Genomic DNA, 21,087 nt, shown 5'->3' with positions numbered 1-21,087 from the left:
GAGGTGCCGGGCACCTTTTCTCAACTACAGTGATCGGAGGGCCCTGATGGGCCGGGATCTGAGAGAGGAAGCTATGACTCAACTGCGTGCTGTTGTTACGGGAGCAAGTTCAGGAATCGGCGCGTCGACCGTGGAGAAGCTCACGAAGCTCGGCTGGAGCGTTGTTGCTCTGGCTCGCCGGGAGGATCGGCTTAAGGAGCTTGCCGCGAAGACCGGGTGTGAGTACCTGGTGTGCGATGTCGCGGACGACGATTCGGTTGCCCGGGCGGCCGAGCAGATCATCGAGGAAGGTCCCGTGCACGCTCTTGTGGCCAACGCGGGTCTGGCCATCGGCAACGACTGGGTGGAGAACGCCTCGCCGGAGAGCTGGGCGCAGGAATACAACATCAACGTGCTCGGCATTCTGCGCAGCATCCGTGCGTTCTTGCCGGCGCTCCAGGCCAGTGGGCGCGGCGATATTCTGCTCATGGGCTCAACCGCAGGGCTCATCCAGTACGAGGGCGGCGGTGGCTATGTGGCCTCCAAGCACGGCGTGCACGCGATCGCCGGCACCCTGCGCCTGGAACTGGCGGGCCGTCCGGTGCGCGTTATGGAGATCGCGCCGGGCATGGTCGCGACACCGGAGTTCTCGCTGAAGCGGATGGGCTCACAGGAAGCCGCCGACACCGTTTATGAGGGTGTTGAGAACCCGCTGACGGAAGACGACATCGCCGACGCCGTCGTGTGGAGCCTCACCCGGCCCCACCACGTCAACGTCGATCTGATGGTGCTGCGTCCCATCGCTCAGGCGGCCCAGCACAAGGTGGCGCGCAACGCGGGGCTGTGACCAGCCTTCGGGTGCTCCCGCGGTGAGGTAAGATCAGACCTGCGTCGATCCGGCTATCACCGGGGAGCATCCGGAAGAAAAGCCTGTGAAACTTTGGCGAGCTCCGCCTCGTCAGCCTTCAGGCCCAGTAGAACCGGACGGGTGGGCCCGTCACAGCCTTTGAGCGATCCGCGGCAGCGGATAAGCGGGGTGGTACCGCGGCAGCCTTCGGGCAGTCGTCCTCGCACGGATGAAACCGTAAACGGGTTCGGTGCCGCCGGACCCGCGAATAAAGGACGCTCATGACTGAGAACATCTATCCCAAGCAGACGACTTCTGCTTTCGGCATGTCCTCCAGCCCCGACTTCCCGGCGCTGGAAAAGGACGTTCTGAAGTTCTGGAACGACAACAACATCTTCCAGGAATCCATTGACAACCGCGAAGCCGGCAAGAACGGCGAAAATGAGTTCGTCTTCTACGACGGCCCGCCTTTTGCAAACGGTCTGCCGCACTACGGTCACCTGCTGACCAGCTACGTCAAAGACGTCGTACCGCGCTACCAGACCATGCGGGGCAAACGCGTCGAGCGCCGCTTCGGCTGGGACACCCACGGTCTGCCGGCAGAACTTGAGGCCATGCGCCAGCTGGGGCTGAAGACCAAGGACGAAATCCTTGAGATGGGCATTGACAAGTTCAATGCCGCGGCACGGGAATCGGTGCTGAAGTACACCGACGAATGGGAAGAGTACGTCGGCCGCATGGGCCGCTGGGTCGACTTTGAAAACGACTACAAGACGCTCAACCCCACGTTCATGGAATCCGTGCTGTGGGTCTTCAAGACCCTCTACGACAAGGGGCTGATCTACGAGGGCTTCCGCGTGCTGCCCTACTGCTGGTCAGATGAAACCCCGCTGTCGAACCACGAACTGCGCATGGACGACGACGTCTACAAGGACCGCCAGGACCCGGCTGTCACCGTCGGCCTGCGCTGCACGTCCGGTCCGCTGGCTGACTCCACGTTGAAAGACGCCCGCTTCCTCATCTGGACGACCACCCCGTGGACGCTTCCGTCCAACCTCGCGATCGTCGTCGGAGCGGACATCGACTACCTCGTCGTCGAATCCGATGGCCCCACCGGCAGCACGGAACGCTACGTCATCGCCAAGGAGCGCCTGGCTGCGTACGCCCGCGAACTCGGCGAAGAGCCGACCGTCGTTGCCGAACTCAAGGGTGCAGATCTGCTCGGCCACACCTACGCTCCGCCGTTCGCCTACTTTGCCGACCACGAAAACGCCTTCCGCATCCTCGAAGGCGACTTCGTCACCACGAGCGACGGTACGGGACTCGTGCACACCGCCGGCGCCTTCGGTGAGGACGACTACGTTGTCACCCAGGCTGCAGGGATCGAAGCCGTCATGCCGGTCGGCCCCGACGGCCGCTTCACCGCGCCGGCAGTCGACTATGTCGACGACCTCGTCTTTGACGCGAACCCCAAGATCATCCGCCACCTCAAGAACGTCACGGCCGGTGAAGGCGAAACCGGTTCCGTCACTGACGGAACTGTTCTGATTCGCCACGAAACCTACAACCACTCGTACCCACACTGCTGGCGCTGCCGCAATCCGCTCATCTACAAGGGCGTGTCCTCGTGGTTCGTCAGCGTCACCGAGTTCAAAGACCGGATGCTTGCCAACAATGAACTCATCAACTGGGTGCCCGACAACGTCAAGCACGGCCAGTTCGGCAAGTGGTTGGAAAACGCCCGCGACTGGTCGATCACGCGCAACCGCTTCTGGGGCAGCCCCGTTCCGGTATGGAAGTCGGACAACCCCGAATACCCCCGCATCGACGTCTACGGCAGCTTCGAAGAGATCGAACGCGACTTCGGCCGCCTGCCGCTGAACCACGACGGTCAGCCTGACCTGCACCGTCCGTTCGTTGACGAGCTGACCCGCCCCAACCCGGACGACCCGACCGGCAAGTCGACCATGCGCCGCGTTGAGGACATTCTGGATGTGTGGTTCGACTCCGGTTCCATGCCGTACGGACAGGTGCACTACCCGTTCGACAACAAGGAATGGTTCGACAACCACTACCCGGCAGACTTCATCGTCGAGTACATCGGGCAGACCCGCGGCTGGTTCTACACGCTGCACATCCTGGCTTCCGCACTGTTCGACAAGCCGGCAATCCGCGACGTCATCTGCCACGGCATGGTGCTGGGCTCCGACGGCAACAAGATGTCCAAGTCGCTGCGCAACTACCCGGACGTCAACGAGGTCTTCGACCGCGACGGATCCGACGCCATGCGCTGGTTCCTCATGTCCAGCCCCGTGCTGCGCGGCGGCAACCTCATCGTCACCGAGCAGGGCATCCGCGATTCGGTGCGCCAGATCATCCTGCCGGCGTGGAACGCGTGGCATTTCTTCGCCACGTACTCCAACACGGCAGACGCTCCGGGTGAAACTCCCGCCGATGGCAAGTCCGGTTCGGGCTACCAGGCTTCTCACCGCTACGAGTCCTCGCAGGTTCTCGACCGCTACCTGCTGGCGAAGACGCGCGACTTCATCGACAGCTTCGCCAAGCACATGGACGAGTACGACCTGTGGAGTGCGTGCGGGCTGTTCCGTGAACACCTGGACATGCTCACCAACTGGTACGTCCGCCGTTCGCGCCGCCGGTTCTGGGAAGGCACGGAAGCGACCCACGAAACGTTCGACGTCTTCTACACGTGCTTCGAAGCGTTCCTCAAGGTCGCTGCACCGCTGCTGCCGTTCACGATCGAAGAGATCTACCGCGGCCTGACGGGGGAGCGCTCCGTCCACCTGGCTGACTACCCGGACAGCTCGCTGTTCGAAGCCAACCCGGAACTCGTCGAGGCAATGGACCTCACCCGGTCCATCTGCTCGGTCGGCTCGAGCCTGCGCAAGGCTGAAAAGCTTCGCGTGCGCCTGCCGCTGGCACGCCTGACCGTCGCAACGGACATCGAATTGGGCGAAGAGTTCACGTCGATCATCGCCGACGAACTCAACGTGCGCGAAGTCGTCGTCATGCCGGTTGACAAGGCCGAAGAGGCCGGCTTCAAACTCGAACAGAAGCTCACCGTCAACGCACGTGCCGCAGGCCCGCGCCTGGGCAAGAACGTCCAGGCAGCCATCAAGGGCTCCAAGTCCGGCGACTGGTCCGTCACAGACGGTGTTGTCGTGTCCGGCGGCATCGAACTGCAGGAGGGCGAATACACCCTCGAGGACGTCGCGGAATCCGGTCAGGACGGAATCGTGCTTGCTCCCACCGAGTCCGGCTTCGTCGCCCTCGACACTGTTGTGACCGACGAACTGCGGGCTGAAGGCCAGGCGCGCGACACCATCCGCGCCATCCAGAGCGCCCGCAAGGAACTCGACCTGCACGTGTCGGACCGCATCGACGTGGCCATCAGCGTCCCGGCAGAAAGCGCCGAAGCACTCAGCGGCTACAGCGACCTCATCGCCAAGGAAACCCTGGCCGAAACCCTGCGGATCACGCAGGAGCCGCTTGGTGAAGGGCAGGTCTTCGAAGCCGCCGAACTCGCCGACGGTGCTGCCGTACGCGTGGAGAAGCACGCATGACGAACACCGAACCGACGGGCCTGCAGCTGGCTGAGGCCGCGCTGCAGGCCCGCGCGGGCGAAACCGAAATCGAACTGCGCCTGGACGCCACCCTGCGCGCCTGTGAACTGCTCGGCGATATCCACCGAGCCGCACCGGTCATCATGATCGCGGGCACCAACGGCAAGACCTCCACCGCCCGCATGGTGGACGTGCTGCTGAGCGCTCACGACTTGCGGGTGGGACGCTTCTCCAGCCCCCACCTGCACTCCGTCACCGAACGCATCTCCGTCGACAGCGCACCCGTGCCAGACGACGACTTCGTACGGGTATTCGCGGAAATCCGCCCGTTCCTCGACATGGTCGACGCCGAACTCGCAGGAGACGGGCGGCCGCCGCTGACATATTTTGAAGCGCTGACCGTGCTCGCATTCGCCGTATTCGCTGACGCCCCCGTCGACGTATACGTGCTCGAAGTCGGGATGGGCGGTCAGTGGGACTCAACCAATGTGGCTGACGCTGAAGTGTGCGGATTCACCCACATCAGTCTGGACCACCAGGCGTTCCTCGGAGACACCCTGACCGACATCGCAGCCACAAAGGCCGGGATCCTCGATAGGACACAGGACGACACTCCCGCGCCAACACCGGTGGCGGTCATAGGCAACCAAGACGACGAGGCGGCAGAAGAACTCGAAAGCCAGCTTGCCGGCCGGGGGGTCACCGGGCGCTGGTTCGGCCGCGAGTTCGAAGTCCTCGAAGCCAAACAGGCCGTCGACGGGCAGCTGTTCTCCATGCGCGGGGCCTACGACGTCTACAGCGATCTGTTCCTGCCGCTTCTGGGACGCCACCAGATCGACAACGCAGCTTTGGCGGTTGCCATCGTCGAACAGTTCCTCGGCACGGAAGACAAACCTCTGAACACGGACACGATCGGCACCGGACTGAGTACAGTCACTTCGCCGGGCCGCATGGAGGTCATGCGGTCCGACCCGACGATCGTCGTCGACGGCGCCCACAACCCGGACGCGGCAATCGCGCTGCGGGAAGCGCTTGCGGACTCCTTCGACTTCTCGGATGTCGTCGCGGTGGTCGCGGTGTACGAAGACAAAGACGTGCACGGAGTGTTGGAACACCTGTATCGGACCGCCGGCAGGGTCGTCGTGTCTCAGGCTCAGAGTCCGCGCGCTCTGAGCTCGCAGAAACTCGCCGAAGCCGCTGAAGAATGGTGGGATCCGGACGACGTCATCCGAACCGACAACCTCAACGACGCGCTCATGCGCGCAGTCGACCTCGCTCTTGAAGACCCTGAGCGCAGAACGGGAATCGTTGTGACCGGTTCGCTGTCAACCGTTGCCGAGGCCCGCACCCTGCTGGGCCGAAAGGATGCTCAATGACGCAGGAGACCCCTGCTGAACTTCCTCAGCTTCCGCTGAAGTCGAAGCTGCCGATCCTCGGTGGAACCGTTCTCATCTCCGAGGCGATCATCGTCTACTTTGCCCTGCTGGTCGGCTACGGTCTGCAGCCGCTGCCGTTCGGCTGGCTCGTGGCCGGGGCTGTTGTGCTCGGTGCGCTGTGCATCATCGCCACGGCAACCCTGCCGAAGAAAGCCGGCCAGAAGGGCCTGGGCATTGCGCTGGGGTGGATGATTCAGCTGCTGATACTGGCAAGCGGTATTGTTTTGGGCGGACTCGTTGTCGTCGCCGTCGTCTTCGGCGCCATGTGGGCCGTCGGCATCTACTGGGGCCGACGGATTGACCGCGAAGCCACCGCCTACGTCAAACAGGCATATCGGGCGGGCTCACCCGCTTCACCTGACACTCAGGAGAAAGAGGAATGATGAAGGAACGCACACTCGTACTTGTCAAGCCCGATGGCGTTGAACGGGGCCTGGTCGGCGAAGTCATCAGCCGTCTTGAAAAGAAGGGCTACGAAATCAGTGCCCTGAAGATGGTGCAGGCTGATCGCTCCATGCTCAGCGCGCACTACGAAGAGCACGAAGGCAAGCCGTTCTACGAACCGCTGGTCGAATACATGGGCAGTGGACCGTCGGTGGCGATCGTCGTCACTGGCGAAGATGTGATCGAAGCATTCCGCGTCATGGCCGGCACCACCGACCCGACGACCGCCGCTCCCGGTTCCATCCGCGGTGACCACGGTCGCAACTGGGGCGAAAGTGTTGTGAAGAACATCGTCCACGGTTCGGATTCGACGCTGTCGGCAGAACGAGAAATCAAGATCTGGTTCCCCGAGCTCGACTGACCTTTCCAGGCAGACAGAAGCCGGCCTCCACCTCGTGATTCGAGAACCTCGTCACACGAGGCGGAGGCCGGCTTTTTCTTGTTCCCCACCGGAACCGGTGGGAGGGGTGCGAACCGATCCGGTTCAGACGAGGCTTGAGAAGAACGTCCAGAACTTCGCGACGATGCTCAGGTAGATGAGCGCGAGAGCCGCCACGGACAGAAGAACCGTATGAGACGCGAAGACCTGGATGACGGGGGAGTGCTGGACAGCTGACCCAAAGCCGCCCGTGAGCGCCAGGTGGCCCGCGGTGATGAACCACATCGGAATGACGACGGTCCACACGACAATGCACCACGGGCAGCCGATCCCGATGACGAAAATCGAGCTGATGAACAGGAAGATGACCAGTGCGACACCGCCCGTGAGTCCGATCAGCAGACCGATCATGACCCAGCGGGGGATCTCCGTGCGGCTGATCAGAAGGACGCCCAGAAGCAGCGGGAAGATGAACGCGGCAATCCCGATGAGCTGATTGGGAAAGCCGAACAGCTGAGCCTGCCAGAAGTTCATGACGGAACCGCATGAAAAGAACGGATTGAAGTCACAGGACAGGACATGCCCGGGATTTTCGAGTTTTTTGATTTTCTCAATCGACAGGTCCAAAGATGCGATCAAGCCGATGACGGCTGTCACCACGAGGAAGATTCCGAAGGGCCTCTTGCGGCTGAACCACGGGGAGGGGACGGAAAGCTCTGTTGTCTGCACACTGGTTCCTGAGGTCATAGAAACATCATCCACCGCTTGAGCCCACCGGTCGAATCGAGGTGGGCACCGCCGGGTGGGACAGCCCGGATTCAGTGTCGTCCCAGGTGCGCTGTGACATAATGAGCATCAGAGCTCCGGCAGAGCAACCGCGCCGGGTGTGCTTCCACCTCTCCGAAGAATTTCGGCCAGGTTCAAGATGAAGCCCTGGGCCACCGCGCTGAGCATTCGCGCGAGCCCACAGCAGCTCACAGACTTTTGTGATTATGACAAGGACATGATCCCGGTCGCGGACGTTGCACCGCTCGATCGGGACAGGAGTTTTCAATGAGTGACACAGTGGATCCCACAGAGGGAATCCTTTCCGACCTCGAAGCGCTGCGCCAGCAGTCCCAGGGGCGCCAGACGCAGGCTGAAGACGACAGCCGTCGCGCAGAGCTTTTGGAGTCGATCGCCGACAAAGCCGGCCAGAAGCGCAATGCTGAAAGCCGCGGCGAAAGCCAGGACGAACCGACAGAAGATCGGGTTGACGACACCGCAGACGTCGACGATTCCGAAGAAGAACACGACCGCGACGCAGAAGACAGCGCTGAGAACGAAGCTGACGACAAAGCTGGCAAAACAGCGTTTTCGGGCGGCCTGTTCTCCAACGCGGCCCAGCCGGAGGTCGCCGGCCTGCCCGTGAGTGCGGCATCCGCCGAACTGCAGACCGCACCCGCTTTCTCCGCACGGGCATCTGAGGATTACGACGACACCGAGGTTGTCCCCGTCACCGCTCCGGCCGGCGGTGCGCTGCTGTTCCAGCAGCCGAAGGCCGAACTGGGCGTTCAGGTGGATCCCGACTGGAAACCCGAAGACGATGACTACGACGATTCGGACGACACCGAGGACTCCGGCGACACTGATTCCGACGGCGGTTCCAACGACGACGAAGGCGGCCGCGAAGGCGGTCGACGCCGCCGTCGCCGCGGTGGTCGAGGTCGGCGCTCACGCTCGCGCGATGACCGTGACGACAGCGACGATTCGCACAATGATTCGGACGACTCGAACGACTCCGGTTCCGACAGCCGCCGACGCGGCCGTGACGAACACGGCAGTCGCGGAGACAGCGATCACGACAGCCGCACAGCGGATTCCGACGACAACGAAGGCAATGACAACGACGGCGACAGCGGTCGCAGGCGCCGTCGCACACGCCGCCGTGAGCGCGGAAGCCGCCGCACCGCCTCGCTCGAAAGCGAAGTCACGGGTATCCGCGGGTCCTCACGCGTAGAGGCCAAGCGCCAGCGCCGTCGGGAAGGCCGGGCCGCTGGGCGACGTCGTCCCGTCATCACGGAAGCTGAATTCCTGGCCCGCCGCGAATCGGTTGAACGCGCCATGATCGTGCGCGAAAAAGACGGCCGTACGCAGCTCGTTGTCACCGAAGACGGCATTGCCGTCGAACACTACCTGTCGGAGAAGCGCCAGCAGTCCTCGCTTATCGGCAACGTGTACCTGGGCCGCGTGCAGAACGTTCTGCCCAGCATGGAAGCAGCCTTTGTCGACATCGGCAAGGGACGCAACGCCGTGCTGTATGCCGGTGAAGTCAACTGGGACGCCCTCGGCATGGACGGCAAACCCCGCCGCATCGAAGTCGCGCTTAACCCCGGCGACCCCGTGCTCGTCCAGGTGACAAAGGACCCCGTTGGGCACAAGGGCGCGCGCCTGACCGCGCAGATCTCTTTGCCCGGCCGCTTCCTCGTGTACGTCCCCGGCAACCAGATGACCGGCATTTCGCGCAAACTGCCCGACAGTGAGCGCAGCCGCCTGAAGTCGATCCTGAAAGACGCCGTCCCAGACGGCTCCGGCGTCATCGTGCGCACAGCCGCAGAAGGCGCCTCGGAAGACGACCTGCGTCAGGACATCGAACGCCTGCACAAGCGCTGGGAGACGATCGAGGGCAAGTCCTCGTCCACCAAGGTGCGTGCACCGGAACTCCTGTACAGCGAACCGGACATGATGGTCCGCATCATCCGCGATGTCTTCAACGAAGACTTCAGCGAACTCGTGATCGACGGAAACCGCATGTGGGACGTCATCACCGAATACGTCGAATCCGTGGCACCCGACCTGCGGGATCGCGTATCCCGCTACGAAGGTGACGACGACATCTTCGACCACTACCGCGTGTCCGAACAGATCGACAAGGCGCTCAACCGCAAGGTCAACCTGCCCTCAGGCGGTTCGCTCGTCATCGACCGCACAGAGGCGATGACCGTCATCGACGTCAACACCGGCAAGTTCACCGGCTCCGGCGGATCCCTCGAAGAGACCGTCACGAAGAACAACCTCGAAGCGGCAGAAGAAGTCATCCGCCAGCTGCGTCTGCGCGATATCGGCGGCATCATCGTCGTCGACTTCATCGACATGGTGCTTGAATCCAACCGCGACCTCGTGGTTCGCCGCCTGGTCGAATGCCTGGGCCGCGACCGCACCAAACACCAGGTGGCCGAAGTGACCTCGCTCGGGCTCGTCCAGATGACCCGCAAACGCATCGGCACGGGCCTGGCCGAAGGTCTCGCGGCAGCCGGGGAAGACCTCTCCGGGCGCGGCCTTATGCTGCCGGGCACCGAACCGGACCACTCCGGCCGCCAGTACAAGTCGCGCCGCAAGAACCGCGACAACAAGGACAACTCGCGCGGTTCGCACAACAACTCCTCCGGCAGCCAGCAGTCTGAAGAAGACGAAAAGCGCAGCCGGGAGTCCCAGAAGGCCATGGCGGCCATCGCCAAGGCCACCATTCGGGACCACGAGGAACCTCAAGCACCCGCCGAAGCAGACGAGCCAGCGGCCACGTCTGGTGACACGCCTGATGCTTCGCCTGACGCGACAGAAGCGGCGAAGACACCGGCAGCCAGCGCTGAGCACACCGGTGAGGCCGCGTCCGAGGATGGCGAACAGCGCGAACGCCGCGCGCGTCGTCGGCGCGGAACCCGCGGAGGCGGCCGTCGCATCAAATCGGCCGAGCCGGCGGAGCACCCCGAACACCCTGTCGGTGACGGTACAGGCGACAACGATGCAGACAGCAGCTCCGGCAGCGAGGCTGAAGCGGACTCGGCTGCCCGTAAGCAGGCTGAGCCCGTCAGCATGCCGACACCGGAATCGGAAGGTCTGCTCATGATCGGCGGCGCTTCGCAGACGCGCATCCAAAAAGCAGTTCAGAAACCGGAGCCCAGGCCTGAGGAAGCTCCGAAGAAGCAGGATCCGAAGAAGCCCGAAGCACCTGCTGAACCGGAACCGCCCATCCTCATCATCGGCCAGGACTGACCCGTGGCGGGGATCCTGCAGTCGGACATGACCGGCGGGATGCGCCAGCTGGCCGCCCTGCTCGGCATCGACGGAGAACGCGATGTCGCGGGCCGGCCGCTGTCTGATGACCAGCTGGCCGCCGCGCTGCATGTTCTCGGCTTCACCGCCGAGGACAGCAGCGAACTGCAGATCCTCATCGACCGCGAAAACCGCCGGCAGTGGCTCTCCGCCCTGCCGGCGGCTGTCGTTGCCGAAGCCGGCCATTCGGCGGCAATACCCGTGCGAACCTCCGACCCCGCCACCGCATCGGTGTCGACAGTCGGACTCAGCGGCGAACCGGTTCCCGCGAACATCACCCCGACGATTACCGGAACGCAGACCGTGACGGTGGCAGGCGCCTCGGAAGTCCGGCACGAGTTCACAGCGATTATGCCTCCACGTGAGACGGGTATTGGCGAAATCACGTGCGCGGTCGACGGCGCAGTCAGCCGTGCACCGCTCATCGTGAGCGAAGCTGCAGTGCAGCCAGGTGAGCGAGGCTTCGATCTGCACCTGGCATCAGCCCGCATGGGGCGGTCGTGGGGTGTGGGCGACTTCGCCGACCTGCGCGACATTGCGGTGCAGGCCGCCGCGGCCGGTGCCGAAACAATCATGCTTTCCCCGGTGACTGCGTCTGCCGGATACGACCCATTCGATGTTGAGAGCCGGTGTGCTCTCGATCCGCTGTACATCAGCATCACCGACACCCCGGAATACGGAACCGCGCAGAATGCGACACGCACGGCGGTGCGCGCGCTGGGCGTTGACTTGCTGGAAAGCTCCTCTCGCAACACACCGATGAACCCCGAACTGGTGCGCGAACGCAAACTTCGCGCGCTTCTGGCGCTGTACGAAGTTCCAGTGCGCACAAGCAGGCACGCTGAGTTCGCGTCTTTCTGCGCGCAGGCTGGGCCCGGGCTGCGCGGATGGGCGGTGTACAGGGCTATGCGGATGGATGCGTCGGTGCCCGAATCATCCGATGCGCGTGAAGTTCATATTTTTCAGGAGGAGCGATCCGACCTCGTCGACTTCTGGCTGTGGGTGCAGTTCATCGCCCGTGAGCAGTTCACTGCGGCTGTCGCGGCTCCGGCCCAGCTGGGCTTTGACCTGCGGGTTGCGGTGCGGCTGCCGAAGGCAGGCCGTGTCGACGCGTGGGCTCTGCCCCAGACTGTGCTCAGCATTGACGAGGGGGAGCGCTGCTGGATGCGGGGCGTGATTGCGGATGCGGACGCTGCCGACGCGTCACTGGAGCCCCTGGAAGACACAGCTTTTCTGCTGGCAGGGGCCGATGTGATCACGGGAGCCGACTTCGAGACCGTTCCGGCCGCGGACACAGAGATTCGAGTAGCAGAACCTGTTCTTCCCACGGCCATGGGTGCTCTTGCCAGCAGGTACGGCGGACGGCGCGTTCTTGACCGACAGCTGGAGGACTTCGCTGACCTTATGGGGGACAGAAGGTCGCGAAGCGAGCTGCCGTGGAGAGTTCCCGTGTGCGAAAACGGAAGAGATCCGCTCACGTCCCGTTCGCTGGGTGAACACCTCCGAAAGTGGGCCGCATCCGCCGGTAGCATTGGGTTCCATGACGGAGATTCCTGAAGAGCTGCAGCAGCTGCGCGACAGCATCGACAACCTTGATGCTGTGCTCATCCACATCATGGCCGAACGGTTCAAGCTCACTGAGAAAGTCGGCCACCTCAAAGCGTCCCAACAGCTGCCGCCGGCGGACCCCGAACGCGAACAGCGTCAGCTGGAACGTCTGCGCTCATTGGCCGAAGCAAGCGGACTTGACCCGGAATTCGCAGAGGAGCTGCTGGGTTTCACGGTTGCGCACGTCATCCGCCGCCACCAGCGGATCGCGGAACAAGAGGCTCGCCAGTCGCTTTGACTTTCGGGGGCCGTGAAGATTAAGATTGTAGGTCGGTGCAATCGCATCACGGCGGACTTTTCCTCCTAATGGGCCATGGGCCAAGGGAAAGTCGCCGGTACGAATGGGAGCGGTGGAAACAGCCGCTCACAGCAGAAAAGAAGGGGACTGTTTATGGTCTACGCCATTGTCCGCGTCGGTGGTCACCAGGAAAAGGTGTCTGTCGGCGATGTCATCACCGTCAACCGGATCAAAGCCGAAGCCGGGGACTCCGTCGATCTTGACGTCGTTCTCCACGTGGACGGCGACACCGTAACCCACGCCCCGGAAGACGTGGCCAAGCTCAAGGTCAGCGCTGAAGTCGTCGACGAGCTCCGCGGCCCCAAGATCGTCATCCAGAAGTACAAGAACAAGACCGGCTACAAGCGTCGTCAGGGCCACCGCCAGGAACTCACGCGCCTCAAGATCACCGGCATCAAGTAAGCAGAACCCAGGAGTACTGAACTATGGCAACTAAGAAGGGTGCGAGCTCCACTCGCAACGGTCGTGATTCCAACGCCAAGCGCCTGGGTGTCAAGCGCTTCGGCGGCCAGCTGGTGAACAACGGCGAAATCCTCGTTCGCCAGCGCGGAACCAAATTCCACCCCGGCGTCAACGTCGGACGCGGCGGCGACGACACACTGTTCGCGCTTGCTGCGGGAACCGTGGAATTCGGTCAGAAGCGCGGCCGCAAGACGGTCAGCGTCATTGCTGAATAACAGAGTTTAGAATTGTGGGGCGAGTCGCAAAGCGGCTCGCCCCACATTCATTAGAAAGGGAATGCCGTGGCTGTCGAGTTCGTCGATCGCGTGACTCTTTTCCTCGCTGCCGGAAACGGGGGCGACGGGTGCACGTCTGTGCGTCGCGAGAAGTTCAAACCGCTGGGCGGACCCGATGGCGGCAACGGCGGAGACGGCGGCGACATCATCTTCGAAGTCGACCCGCAGACCACCACGCTGCTGAGCTATCACCGCTCACCGCATATCAAAGCCGACAACGGCGCGGCCGGCTCCGGAGACCTGCGGCACGGAGCGAAGGCGGGCGACCGCATCGTCCCCGTGCCCAACGGCACTGTCGTCAAGAGCCGTGATGGCGAAATCCTGGCAGACCTCGTGGGTGCAGGTGCGCGCTATGTTGCCGCTTCGGGTGGTCGCGGTGGCCTGGGCAATGCGGCTCTGGCGTCGACCAAGCGCAAAGCTCCTGGGTTCCACCTGCTGGGAACGCCGGGTGAAGAAGTCGATGTCGTCCTCGAACTGAAGACCGTCGCTGACATTGCGCTGGTCGGGTATCCGTCGGCGGGCAAGTCGAGCCTGATCGCAGCGCTGTCGGCCGCAAAGCCGAAAATCGCGGACTACCCGTTCACGACTCTCGTTCCCAACTTGGGCGTGGTGCAGGCCGGCAACACGCGCTTCACCGTTGCTGACGTTCCCGGCCTCATTCCCGGTGCAGCTCAGGGCAAGGGCCTTGGGCTGGACTTCCTGCGCCACATTGAGCGCTGTGCGGCTATCGTGCACGTGATCGACATGGCGACGTGGGAACCCGAGCGAGACCCCGTTAGCGACCTCAAAACGATTGAGGCTGAACTCGCAGCCTACGAAGTCGATGTCGACCCCAGCGGCGACCTGCTTCCGCTCACTCAGCGCCCAACCCTGGTCGCGTTGAACAAAACCGACATCCCCGACGGCAAAGACCTTGCCGACATCGTGCGGGCTGAATTGAATGAAGCGGGGTACCGCACCTTCGATATTTCGGCTGTGTCGCACGAAGGGCTGAAAGAACTGTCCTACGCGATGGCTGAAATCGTGCTCGAAGAGCGCAGCCGGCGAGCAGAACTCGATGGCGAACCTGCCCGCCAGGTCATCCGGCCGGCAGCGGTCGACCGCGGCGGGTCGTTCACCATCACTCCCGAGAGCGGTCCGGAAGGCGCCGTGTATCGAGTGCGCGGTGACAAGCCCGAACGCTGGATTCTGCAGACCGACTTCACGAATGACGAAGCCATCGGCTACCTGGGAGACCGTCTTCAAAGGCTCGGAATCGAGGAGGAGCTGTTCAAGCAGGGCGCGCACCCCGGCGACACGATTGTCATCGGTCCGGGTGAAGACGCTGTTGTCTTCGACTGGGATCCCACACTGCTGGGTGGGGGAGAGCCCCTGGGCAAACGCGGCAGCGACTCGCGTCTGGAAGAGAACCGTCGCGCCTCGCGGGCTGAGCGCAAGGCCGCATTCCACGAGCGGATGGACGCAAAGGCCGCCGCGCGTGCGGAACTCGAAGCTGAGCGCCTGGCTGAGAAGGCTCAGCGGGAGGCCGAATAGCCGTTGACTGATGCAGCAGCAGTGCGCGACTCCGTGCGTCGCGCCGAAACAATCGTCGTCAAGGTCGGGTCGTCGTCGATCACCGATGAAGGCGGCCTTAATCGAGCCCGTCTGGTCGAGCTGACAGACATCATCGGCAAACTGCACGATGCGGGCAAGAGGGTCATCCTTGTGACCTCCGGGGCCGTGGCAACGGGTCTTGGGCCCATGCCGATCGAGCAGCGCCCGTCTGATCTTCCGACCCTGCAGGCTGCCGCTGCTGTTGGGCAGAGCCTGCTCATGACGGCCTACACGGAAGAACTCGCAGGCCACGGGGTAGTGACAGCCCAGGTCCTCCTGACGGTGGACGACATGGTGCGCCGCTCCACGTACCGCAACGCACAGAACACCATCAACCGTCTTCTGGCGATGAATATTCTGCCGATCGTCAACGAAAACGACGCCGTGGCAACTGATGAACTGCGCTTTGGCGACAACGACCGTCTTGCCGCGCTGGTAGCGCAGATGGCACACGCCGAGGCGCTGGTTCTGCTGTCGGACGTGCCCTCTCTTCTGTCGGCACCTCCGGAAGACCCTTCAGCGGTGCACATTCCCTTTGTCGCTGGTCCTGAGGATCTCGCCTCGCTCACCATCGGCGGCAGCGGCAGTGCTGTCGGCACTGGCGGCATGGCGACAAAGGTCCATGCTGCGGTGATCGCGGCAGACTCCGGGATTCCCAGCGTCCTGACGTCTTTTGATCTGGCAGTCTCTGCTGTTCGCGGGGAGGACGTTGGCACGTACTTCGGTCCCACGCACTCCAGGCGCCAGACGCGTCTGCTGTGGCTTGCGCACCTTGCTGAGCCAACAGGCTCCATTCGTGTTGACGCCGGTGCCGCCAAAGCCCTCACCGAGGGCGGCAAATCGCTTCTTGCCGCCGGTGTTGTTGATGTTTCCGGCCGCTTTGAAGCGGGCGAGCCGGTCGATATTGTTGATCCGCGCGGAACGCGCTTGGCGCGCGGACTCCCGAACTTCAGCGCGGACGAACTTCCGCAGATGTTCGGTCTGAGCAAGAGGGAACTCGGTCGCCGCTTCGGCGTATCGTTCCAAAGGGAAGTCGTTCACCGAAACGACATGATTCTGACAAAGAATGGGACAGTGTGACATGACGGAAACCACTGACATCGATCCCAAGATCGAACGGGCGGTCACTCGCGTTGCCGCGGCTGCCAAAACGGCCTCGGCGGTTGTGTCGACCGCATCGACCAAGGACAAGAACGCGGCTCTTGAGGCGATCGCGCAGACCTTGGAAGACAACATCGACGACATCGTGGCAGCGAGTGCCGAAGACATCGAAACTGCAAAGAAGCGCGGTTTTTCTGATTCGCTGCTGGATCGCCTGGAGCTCAACGAGCAGCGTGTGCGCGGCATCGCGGCCGCTGTGCGCCACGTGATCGGCCTGGCTGACCCGGTTGGTGACATCGTCAGCGGCCGCACCCTGCCCAACGGCATCAACCTCATGCAGAAGCGCGTGCCCATGGGCGTGGTCGGCGCGATTTACGAGGCACGGCCCAACGTCACCGTTGACATTGCGGCACTGGCCCTCAAGGCCGGCAACGCGGTTATCCTGCGCGGCGGTTCCGCGGCGATTTCGGCGAACACTCTGCTGGTTGAGCTTCTGCGCAAGGCCGTAGCCTCGGCAGGCCTGCCGGCCGACACCGTTTCGAGTATCGATGCCTGGGGCCGCGAAGGGGCCGCGGTGCTGATGCAGGCACGTGACTACGTAGACCTGCTGATTCCGCGCGGAGGTCCGGAGCTCATCCAGCGCGTCGTGCAAGACTCGATCGTGCCCGTCATTGAAACGGGTGCCGGCAACACCCACATGTTCATTGACTCTTCTGCGCACGTCCGGATGGCCTCGGACCTTGTCCTCAATGCGAAGACTCACCGCCCGAGCGTGTGCAACGCGCTGGAAACACTGCTGGTGCACGAAAAGGCCGCCCGCCGTGTGATGCCGAGGATCCTTGAACGACTGCACGAGGCGGGGGTCACCATCCACGGTGATTCTGATGTTGCCGAATGCGCTCCGGAGGGCGTCCGTATCCGCCGTGTCACGCGCCGTGACTGGGCTAAGGAGTACCACGACCTTGAAATCGCAGTGCGGATCGTGTCGGACATCGACGAGGCGATCGAACACATTCGCGCCTACTCGACCGGCCACACCGATGTCATCGTGACCAACACGATCGCCAACGCCGACATCTTCGTCGACGCCATCGACTCCGCTGTCGTCGGGGTCAATGTGTCGACGAGGTTCACCGACGGCGGCGAATTCGGGCTGGGAGCAGAAGTCGGAATCTCCACTCAGAAGCTCCACGCGCGCGGCCCCATGGGGCTTGCAGAGCTCACAACCACCAAGTGGGTCATGCGCGGTTCAGGCCAGATCCGCAGCTGATTTCGACACGCCGAGCGGTACCGTCTGCCAACGGGTAAAGTGTTTCCCAAACAGACCACTCACACCTACATACAGGAGAAACAGTGAACGAGATTCTTCTCGCAGCAGCAGAACACGCGCACGAAGGCGCTGAACTTCCCATGGACCCGATCTGGTACGGCGCTACCGCGCTGGGCATCCTGCTGTTCCTGGGAATCGTCACTCTCAGCTGGAAGGGCATTTCCTACCGCCACTGATGATGAACCACGAAGCGCGCAGGGTCGGAGTGATGGGCGGAACATTCGATCCCATCCACAACGGCCACCTGGTTGCCGCAAGCGAAGTCGCGGCAAGGTTCGGGCTGGACGAAGTCATCTTCGTCCCCACGGGGCGCCCGTGGCAGAAGACCGGCAAGAACGTCAGCGATGCCGAGCATCGCTACCTCATGACCGTGATCGCCACGGCGTCCAACCCGCGCTTCACTGTTTCCCGCGTCGATGTCGATCGACCGGGAAACACATACACGATCGACACTCTGCGCGATCTCGCTGAAAAACTCGGCGAGGGCACCGAGATGTTCTTCATCACGGGCGCCGACGCGCTTGCCCAGATCCTGTCGTGGAAAGAAGTCGACGAGCTTTTTGAGCTCGCACATTTCGTCGGAGTCAGCCGACCCGGACACGAACTGTCGTCAGAAGGGCTTCCCCAGGACGGCGTGAGCCTCCTGCAGATCCCCGCACTGGCGATTTCGTCGACCGACTGTCGCGACAGGGTGCTTGACGACCTCCCGGTGTGGTACCTCGTACCGGACGGCGTCGTGCAATACATCGCAAAACACAACCTCTACAGGAGTGAAATTGGCTGAGCAGTACCGAACCCGACGCGAACGGCGGGAAGCTGAACGCCGCGCCGCGGAAGCCGCGGCTGCTGCTCAGGACTCTGCAGAAGGCTCAGTCGAAGACACTCCGAAAGAAGAGCCGGCACCGGCCAAGCTGACAGTCAAACCGCAGACACCCGCAACGGCGCCCGCCGCACCGGCCACATCGGCACGCCCAGTCGAACCTGCACCCGCCCGCCCTGCTCAGCAGATGCAGGACACGCAGCAGACCCAGCAGGCGCCTCGCGTTCAGAATGAGCCTGACCCGCGCCCCACCGAAAAGATGCAGCCCATCGGCACGGTGCCAGCGCCGGGTCCTGCAAAACCAGAAGCGGTTCCCGGTGAACCGGAGGCCCCCAGCGCACCGGCGACCCGGGCCGCAGGTTTGTCTGAAAAGCCTGAAATGCCGCAGTTCCAAACCAGGGCTGAACGCCGACGCTACATGCGCGAACACGGACTTGAGCCGGCCCCAGTCGACGCGGACCAGGCGCCGCAGGAGTCCTCGCCGGCGCCCACGAAGCCAGTCGAGACTCAGCAGAAGGAAGCGCACGCGGACAAGAGCCCCGCTCCCGTCGTGAAGAAGGCACCTGTGACGCCGGCTCCTGGCGCACAGCAGAGCCACGAACCGGAAACCTCTGAAGCCCAGGCGGAAACAGCCGTCGACGCTCCGAAGAGTCAAGACGACGCTCCGAAGGGTCCCGAGGCCCCGAAGGGCCAAGACGACGCTGCGAAGGCTCCCGAGGCCCCGAAGTCGGAAGACTGGGTGGCTCGCCGACAGGCCGCGAGCAAGCCGCGGGAACGCCGCGCACCGGTAGTCAAGCCCAATACGCAGGGCATCACGGTTGTCTCTGCGCCTTCTGCCGCCCCTGGCGTCGCTGAAGCCAAGGATGGTAACGGCAGCGCCGATCACGACGTCAAGCCTGCCGTAGACAGCAAGGCCGCACCCGAAAAATCGCAGCCGGCCCAGGACTTCCGTCGTGCCGCATCCGGTCCTGCGACCATGCCGATTGAATCGGTCGCTATTTCGCCTGAAGAAAGCCAGATGCTCCAGGCTGATGAAGGCGAAGAGGTCGAGAACCCTCCCGCAGGCCCCATGAAAGCCCGTGACATCACCTACGGCGACGGCGAGATTCTCGTCGGCGACCGTCCATCCGCGCTTCCTTACATTGTCCTGGGGGTCGGCGGCCTCGTTGCCATCGTCCTCATCGTCATCGCCCTCATCATGCTCTTCTGAACAGAAAGGTCACAGTGCCCGCAACTGACACGGCAAAAGAGCTGGCCCGCACGGCCGCTCAGGCAGCATCCGACAGGCTCGCAACTGACATCACCGCAATCGACGTCGCAGACAATCTGGTGCTCACAGATGCCTTTGTCATCGCATCAGCATCCAATGAACGACAGGTGCACGCTGTCGTTGACAACATCGAAGAACAGCTGCTGCGCAGGCACCAGATCAAGCCGATTCGCCGTGAGGGCACAGGAGAGAACCGGTGGGTGCTCGTCGACTTCGGCGATATCACTGTGCACGTGTTCCACGAAGACGACAGGGAATACTACGGCCTCGACAAACTGTGGGGCGACTGCGCGACCATCGAGCTCCCGGAGCTTGAATCGCAGAACGCGCAGTGACCGAGCGCTTCGTGTTCGCACACCTGGCCGGCTTCGCTTCCTGAACAGGGCAGTTCCGTGAAGTTCCTGTTGGTGTGCGATTACGACCTCGACTACGTCGGCGGGGCACAGACGGCTTTTCTTACGCAGGCAGGGGCTCTGCACGATGCCGGGCACAGTGTGGCCGTCATGGCGCCCCGTGCGCGCCAGGCACCGGGTCTCCCTGAGGTCGAGGTGATCAACCCGCCGAGCACGGTCCGCATTCCCGGTGCGGGTCTGCCGGTGTACTTCTTCGGTCGCGGTTTGGCGCGCTGGATGAGGCGGATGCTGATGGCAGCTGCACCGGATGTGGTCATAGTGCATTCGGAATTCGGGATTGCCGCTGCGGCCGTCGCAACCGCCAAGAGCTTGGGGATTATCACACTGCACACGGTGCACACTTTCTTTTGGCAAGCACCTAAGTCGGCTGGGCCGGCAGCACCTGCGATGCGAGGCCTCTACCGGCTTTTCACTCGGCAGAAGACCCCGAAGTCAAGGCTTGCTGACCGGCCTGCAGATTCAGCCTTGCGAGCGATGACGCTGGCCATGGCCCAGCACGCTGATGTCGTCCTCTCGCCGTCGAAGCACCAGGCACAGAAGCTGATTGAGGCCGGTGCCGGCAACGTTGTCGTTCTGTCGAACGCCGCCAAACGGACAGCACACACCCGTCCTCTGCCTCGGCAGGTTCCGCTTCGGTTGGCGTGGGTCGGCCGCTTTGCTCCGGAAAAGCGTCTCGATGTTGCCCTTGAAGCCATGCAAATCCTTCTTGATCGCCAAGTGCCGGTGCTGCTCGAGGTCGCCGGCGGTGACCTTGACTGTCACCCGGCAAATGTCCGCTGCATAGGAACGGTTTCCCCGCAGCAGGTTGAGCAGCTTCTGGTGCGCAGTCACCTTGCGGTGCAGACCTCATTGGGCTTCGATAACCAGCCGATGGTCATGATCGAGGCGTGCGCTGCGAGTCGCGGCATTGTTGTGAGCGACCCCGTGCTGGCGCGGGAGTTCGGAGATGCGACGATCCTCGCGTCTTCGCCGGACGCACAGGGTCTGGCAGACACTCTTGAAGCAGTTGTGGCTGAATGGTCAACGGTTGAAACCGCCGCGCGGGCAGCGGGGGAGAGGGCAAGCAACTCTGCTCCGGCAGCTCACGTGGACAAGCTGGTTGAGCTCGTCGCGGCCGAATGCAGGAGGCAGGCTCAGCAGGGCTCTTAAGCACAAC

The 21,087-nt window shown here is 63.1% G+C and carries 19 protein-coding genes; 18 read left to right on the top strand and 1 reads right to left on the bottom strand.

The annotated features are described in order from the left end of the window. The first annotated feature begins 73 nt into the window (after window positions 1-73). The 5 genes from Bravens_RS06815 to ndk all read left to right on the top strand — a co-directional run bounded on the left by Bravens_RS06815 (window position 74) and on the right by ndk (window position 6,651). Complete coding sequence (locus tag Bravens_RS06815) at window positions 74-826, top strand: SDR family oxidoreductase (RefSeq protein ID WP_062021654.1); 753 nt, start codon at window positions 74-76, stop codon at window positions 824-826. A gap of 281 nt (window positions 827-1,107) precedes the next feature. After that, window positions 1,108-4,410 (top strand): isoleucine--tRNA ligase, encoded by a 3,303-nt coding sequence (gene ileS / locus Bravens_RS06810; RefSeq protein WP_062021651.1) that lies wholly within the window; start codon window positions 1,108-1,110, stop codon window positions 4,408-4,410. Continuing rightward, window positions 4,407-5,786: a bifunctional folylpolyglutamate synthase/dihydrofolate synthase gene (locus tag Bravens_RS06805; protein WP_062021648.1), complete on the top strand. Its 1,380-nt coding sequence runs from the start codon at window positions 4,407-4,409 to the stop codon at window positions 5,784-5,786. Before ileS ends, Bravens_RS06805 begins: the two co-directional genes overlap by 4 nt. Further along, window positions 5,783-6,229, top strand: coding sequence for a DUF4233 domain-containing protein (locus Bravens_RS06800; protein WP_062021645.1), 447 nt, complete (start codon window positions 5,783-5,785; stop codon window positions 6,227-6,229). Before Bravens_RS06805 ends, Bravens_RS06800 begins: the two co-directional genes overlap by 4 nt. Then, the gene (gene ndk / locus Bravens_RS06795) at window positions 6,229-6,651 is read left to right on the top strand and encodes a nucleoside-diphosphate kinase (protein WP_061943219.1); all 423 of its coding nucleotides are present in this window, start codon (window positions 6,229-6,231) and stop codon (window positions 6,649-6,651) included. The genes Bravens_RS06800 and ndk overlap by 1 nt, the downstream gene beginning before the upstream one ends. 123 nt (window positions 6,652-6,774) lie before the next feature. Here the strand turns inward: ndk and Bravens_RS06790 are convergent, their stop codons facing one another. Beyond that, window positions 6,775-7,416, bottom strand: a complete 642-nt coding sequence (locus Bravens_RS06790) for a vitamin K epoxide reductase family protein (RefSeq protein WP_244878133.1) — start codon at window positions 7,414-7,416, stop codon at window positions 6,775-6,777. A 306-nt stretch (window positions 7,417-7,722) separates the two neighbouring features. Between Bravens_RS06790 and Bravens_RS06785 the strand changes: the two genes are divergently transcribed. The 13 genes from Bravens_RS06785 to Bravens_RS06730 all read left to right on the top strand — a co-directional run bounded on the left by Bravens_RS06785 (window position 7,723) and on the right by Bravens_RS06730 (window position 21,080). After that, a complete protein-coding gene (locus tag Bravens_RS06785; protein WP_062021639.1) occupies window positions 7,723-10,701 on the top strand; it encodes an Rne/Rng family ribonuclease in 2,979 nt (992 codons plus the stop codon). A 3-nt stretch (window positions 10,702-10,704) separates the two neighbouring features. Then, window positions 10,705-12,318 carry a 4-alpha-glucanotransferase gene (locus Bravens_RS06780; protein WP_061942586.1) on the top strand — a complete coding sequence of 538 codons (1,614 nt, stop codon included), beginning with the start codon at window positions 10,705-10,707 and terminating at the stop codon, window positions 12,316-12,318. Beyond that, window positions 12,302-12,607 (top strand): chorismate mutase, encoded by a 306-nt coding sequence (locus Bravens_RS06775; RefSeq protein WP_019175394.1) that lies wholly within the window; start codon window positions 12,302-12,304, stop codon window positions 12,605-12,607. Before Bravens_RS06780 ends, Bravens_RS06775 begins: the two co-directional genes overlap by 17 nt. Window positions 12,608-12,760: 153 nt before the next feature. Then, entirely contained in the window at window positions 12,761-13,069 is a 309-nt protein-coding gene (rplU, locus tag Bravens_RS06770; protein ID WP_019175393.1) for a 50S ribosomal protein L21, read from the top strand. 23 nt (window positions 13,070-13,092) lie between these two features. Further along, window positions 13,093-13,344: a 50S ribosomal protein L27 gene (gene rpmA, locus Bravens_RS06765; RefSeq protein ID WP_019175392.1), complete on the top strand. Its 252-nt coding sequence runs from the start codon at window positions 13,093-13,095 to the stop codon at window positions 13,342-13,344. A 66-nt stretch (window positions 13,345-13,410) separates the two neighbouring features. Then, window positions 13,411-14,937 (top strand): GTPase ObgE, encoded by a 1,527-nt coding sequence (gene obgE, locus Bravens_RS06760; protein WP_062021637.1) that lies wholly within the window; start codon window positions 13,411-13,413, stop codon window positions 14,935-14,937. 3 nt (window positions 14,938-14,940) lie between these two features. Then, on the top strand, window positions 14,941-16,077 hold the full coding sequence (proB, locus tag Bravens_RS06755; protein WP_062021635.1) for a glutamate 5-kinase: 1,137 nt from the start codon (window positions 14,941-14,943) through the stop codon (window positions 16,075-16,077). A gap of 1 nt (window position 16,078) precedes the next feature. Next, on the top strand, window positions 16,079-17,368 hold the full coding sequence (locus tag Bravens_RS06750) for a glutamate-5-semialdehyde dehydrogenase (RefSeq protein ID WP_019175389.1): 1,290 nt from the start codon (window positions 16,079-16,081) through the stop codon (window positions 17,366-17,368). A gap of 83 nt (window positions 17,369-17,451) precedes the next feature. Then, complete coding sequence (locus tag Bravens_RS10565; RefSeq protein ID WP_019175388.1) at window positions 17,452-17,604, top strand: hypothetical protein; 153 nt, start codon at window positions 17,452-17,454, stop codon at window positions 17,602-17,604. Then, the gene (gene nadD, locus Bravens_RS06745) at window positions 17,604-18,212 is read left to right on the top strand and encodes a nicotinate-nucleotide adenylyltransferase (protein WP_370919356.1); all 609 of its coding nucleotides are present in this window, start codon (window positions 17,604-17,606) and stop codon (window positions 18,210-18,212) included. Before Bravens_RS10565 ends, nadD begins: the two co-directional genes overlap by 1 nt. Beyond that, window positions 18,205-19,458: a hypothetical protein gene (locus tag Bravens_RS06740; RefSeq protein ID WP_062021632.1), complete on the top strand. Its 1,254-nt coding sequence runs from the start codon at window positions 18,205-18,207 to the stop codon at window positions 19,456-19,458. The genes nadD and Bravens_RS06740 overlap by 8 nt, the downstream gene beginning before the upstream one ends. A gap of 14 nt (window positions 19,459-19,472) precedes the next feature. Next, window positions 19,473-19,853: a ribosome silencing factor gene (gene rsfS / locus Bravens_RS06735; protein WP_019175386.1), complete on the top strand. Its 381-nt coding sequence runs from the start codon at window positions 19,473-19,475 to the stop codon at window positions 19,851-19,853. A 57-nt stretch (window positions 19,854-19,910) separates the two neighbouring features. Further along, window positions 19,911-21,080 (top strand): glycosyltransferase family 4 protein, encoded by a 1,170-nt coding sequence (locus Bravens_RS06730; RefSeq protein ID WP_082791067.1) that lies wholly within the window; start codon window positions 19,911-19,913, stop codon window positions 21,078-21,080. Window positions 21,081-21,087 lie beyond the last annotated feature (7 nt).

It is taken from the genome of Brevibacterium ravenspurgense, assembly GCF_001584615.1.
Lineage (GTDB): Bacteria > Actinomycetota > Actinomycetes > Actinomycetales > Brevibacteriaceae > Brevibacterium > Brevibacterium ravenspurgense.
The sequence above is the reverse complement of the archived record's forward strand: the minus strand, read 5'-3'. Positions and strand labels throughout refer to the sequence as shown.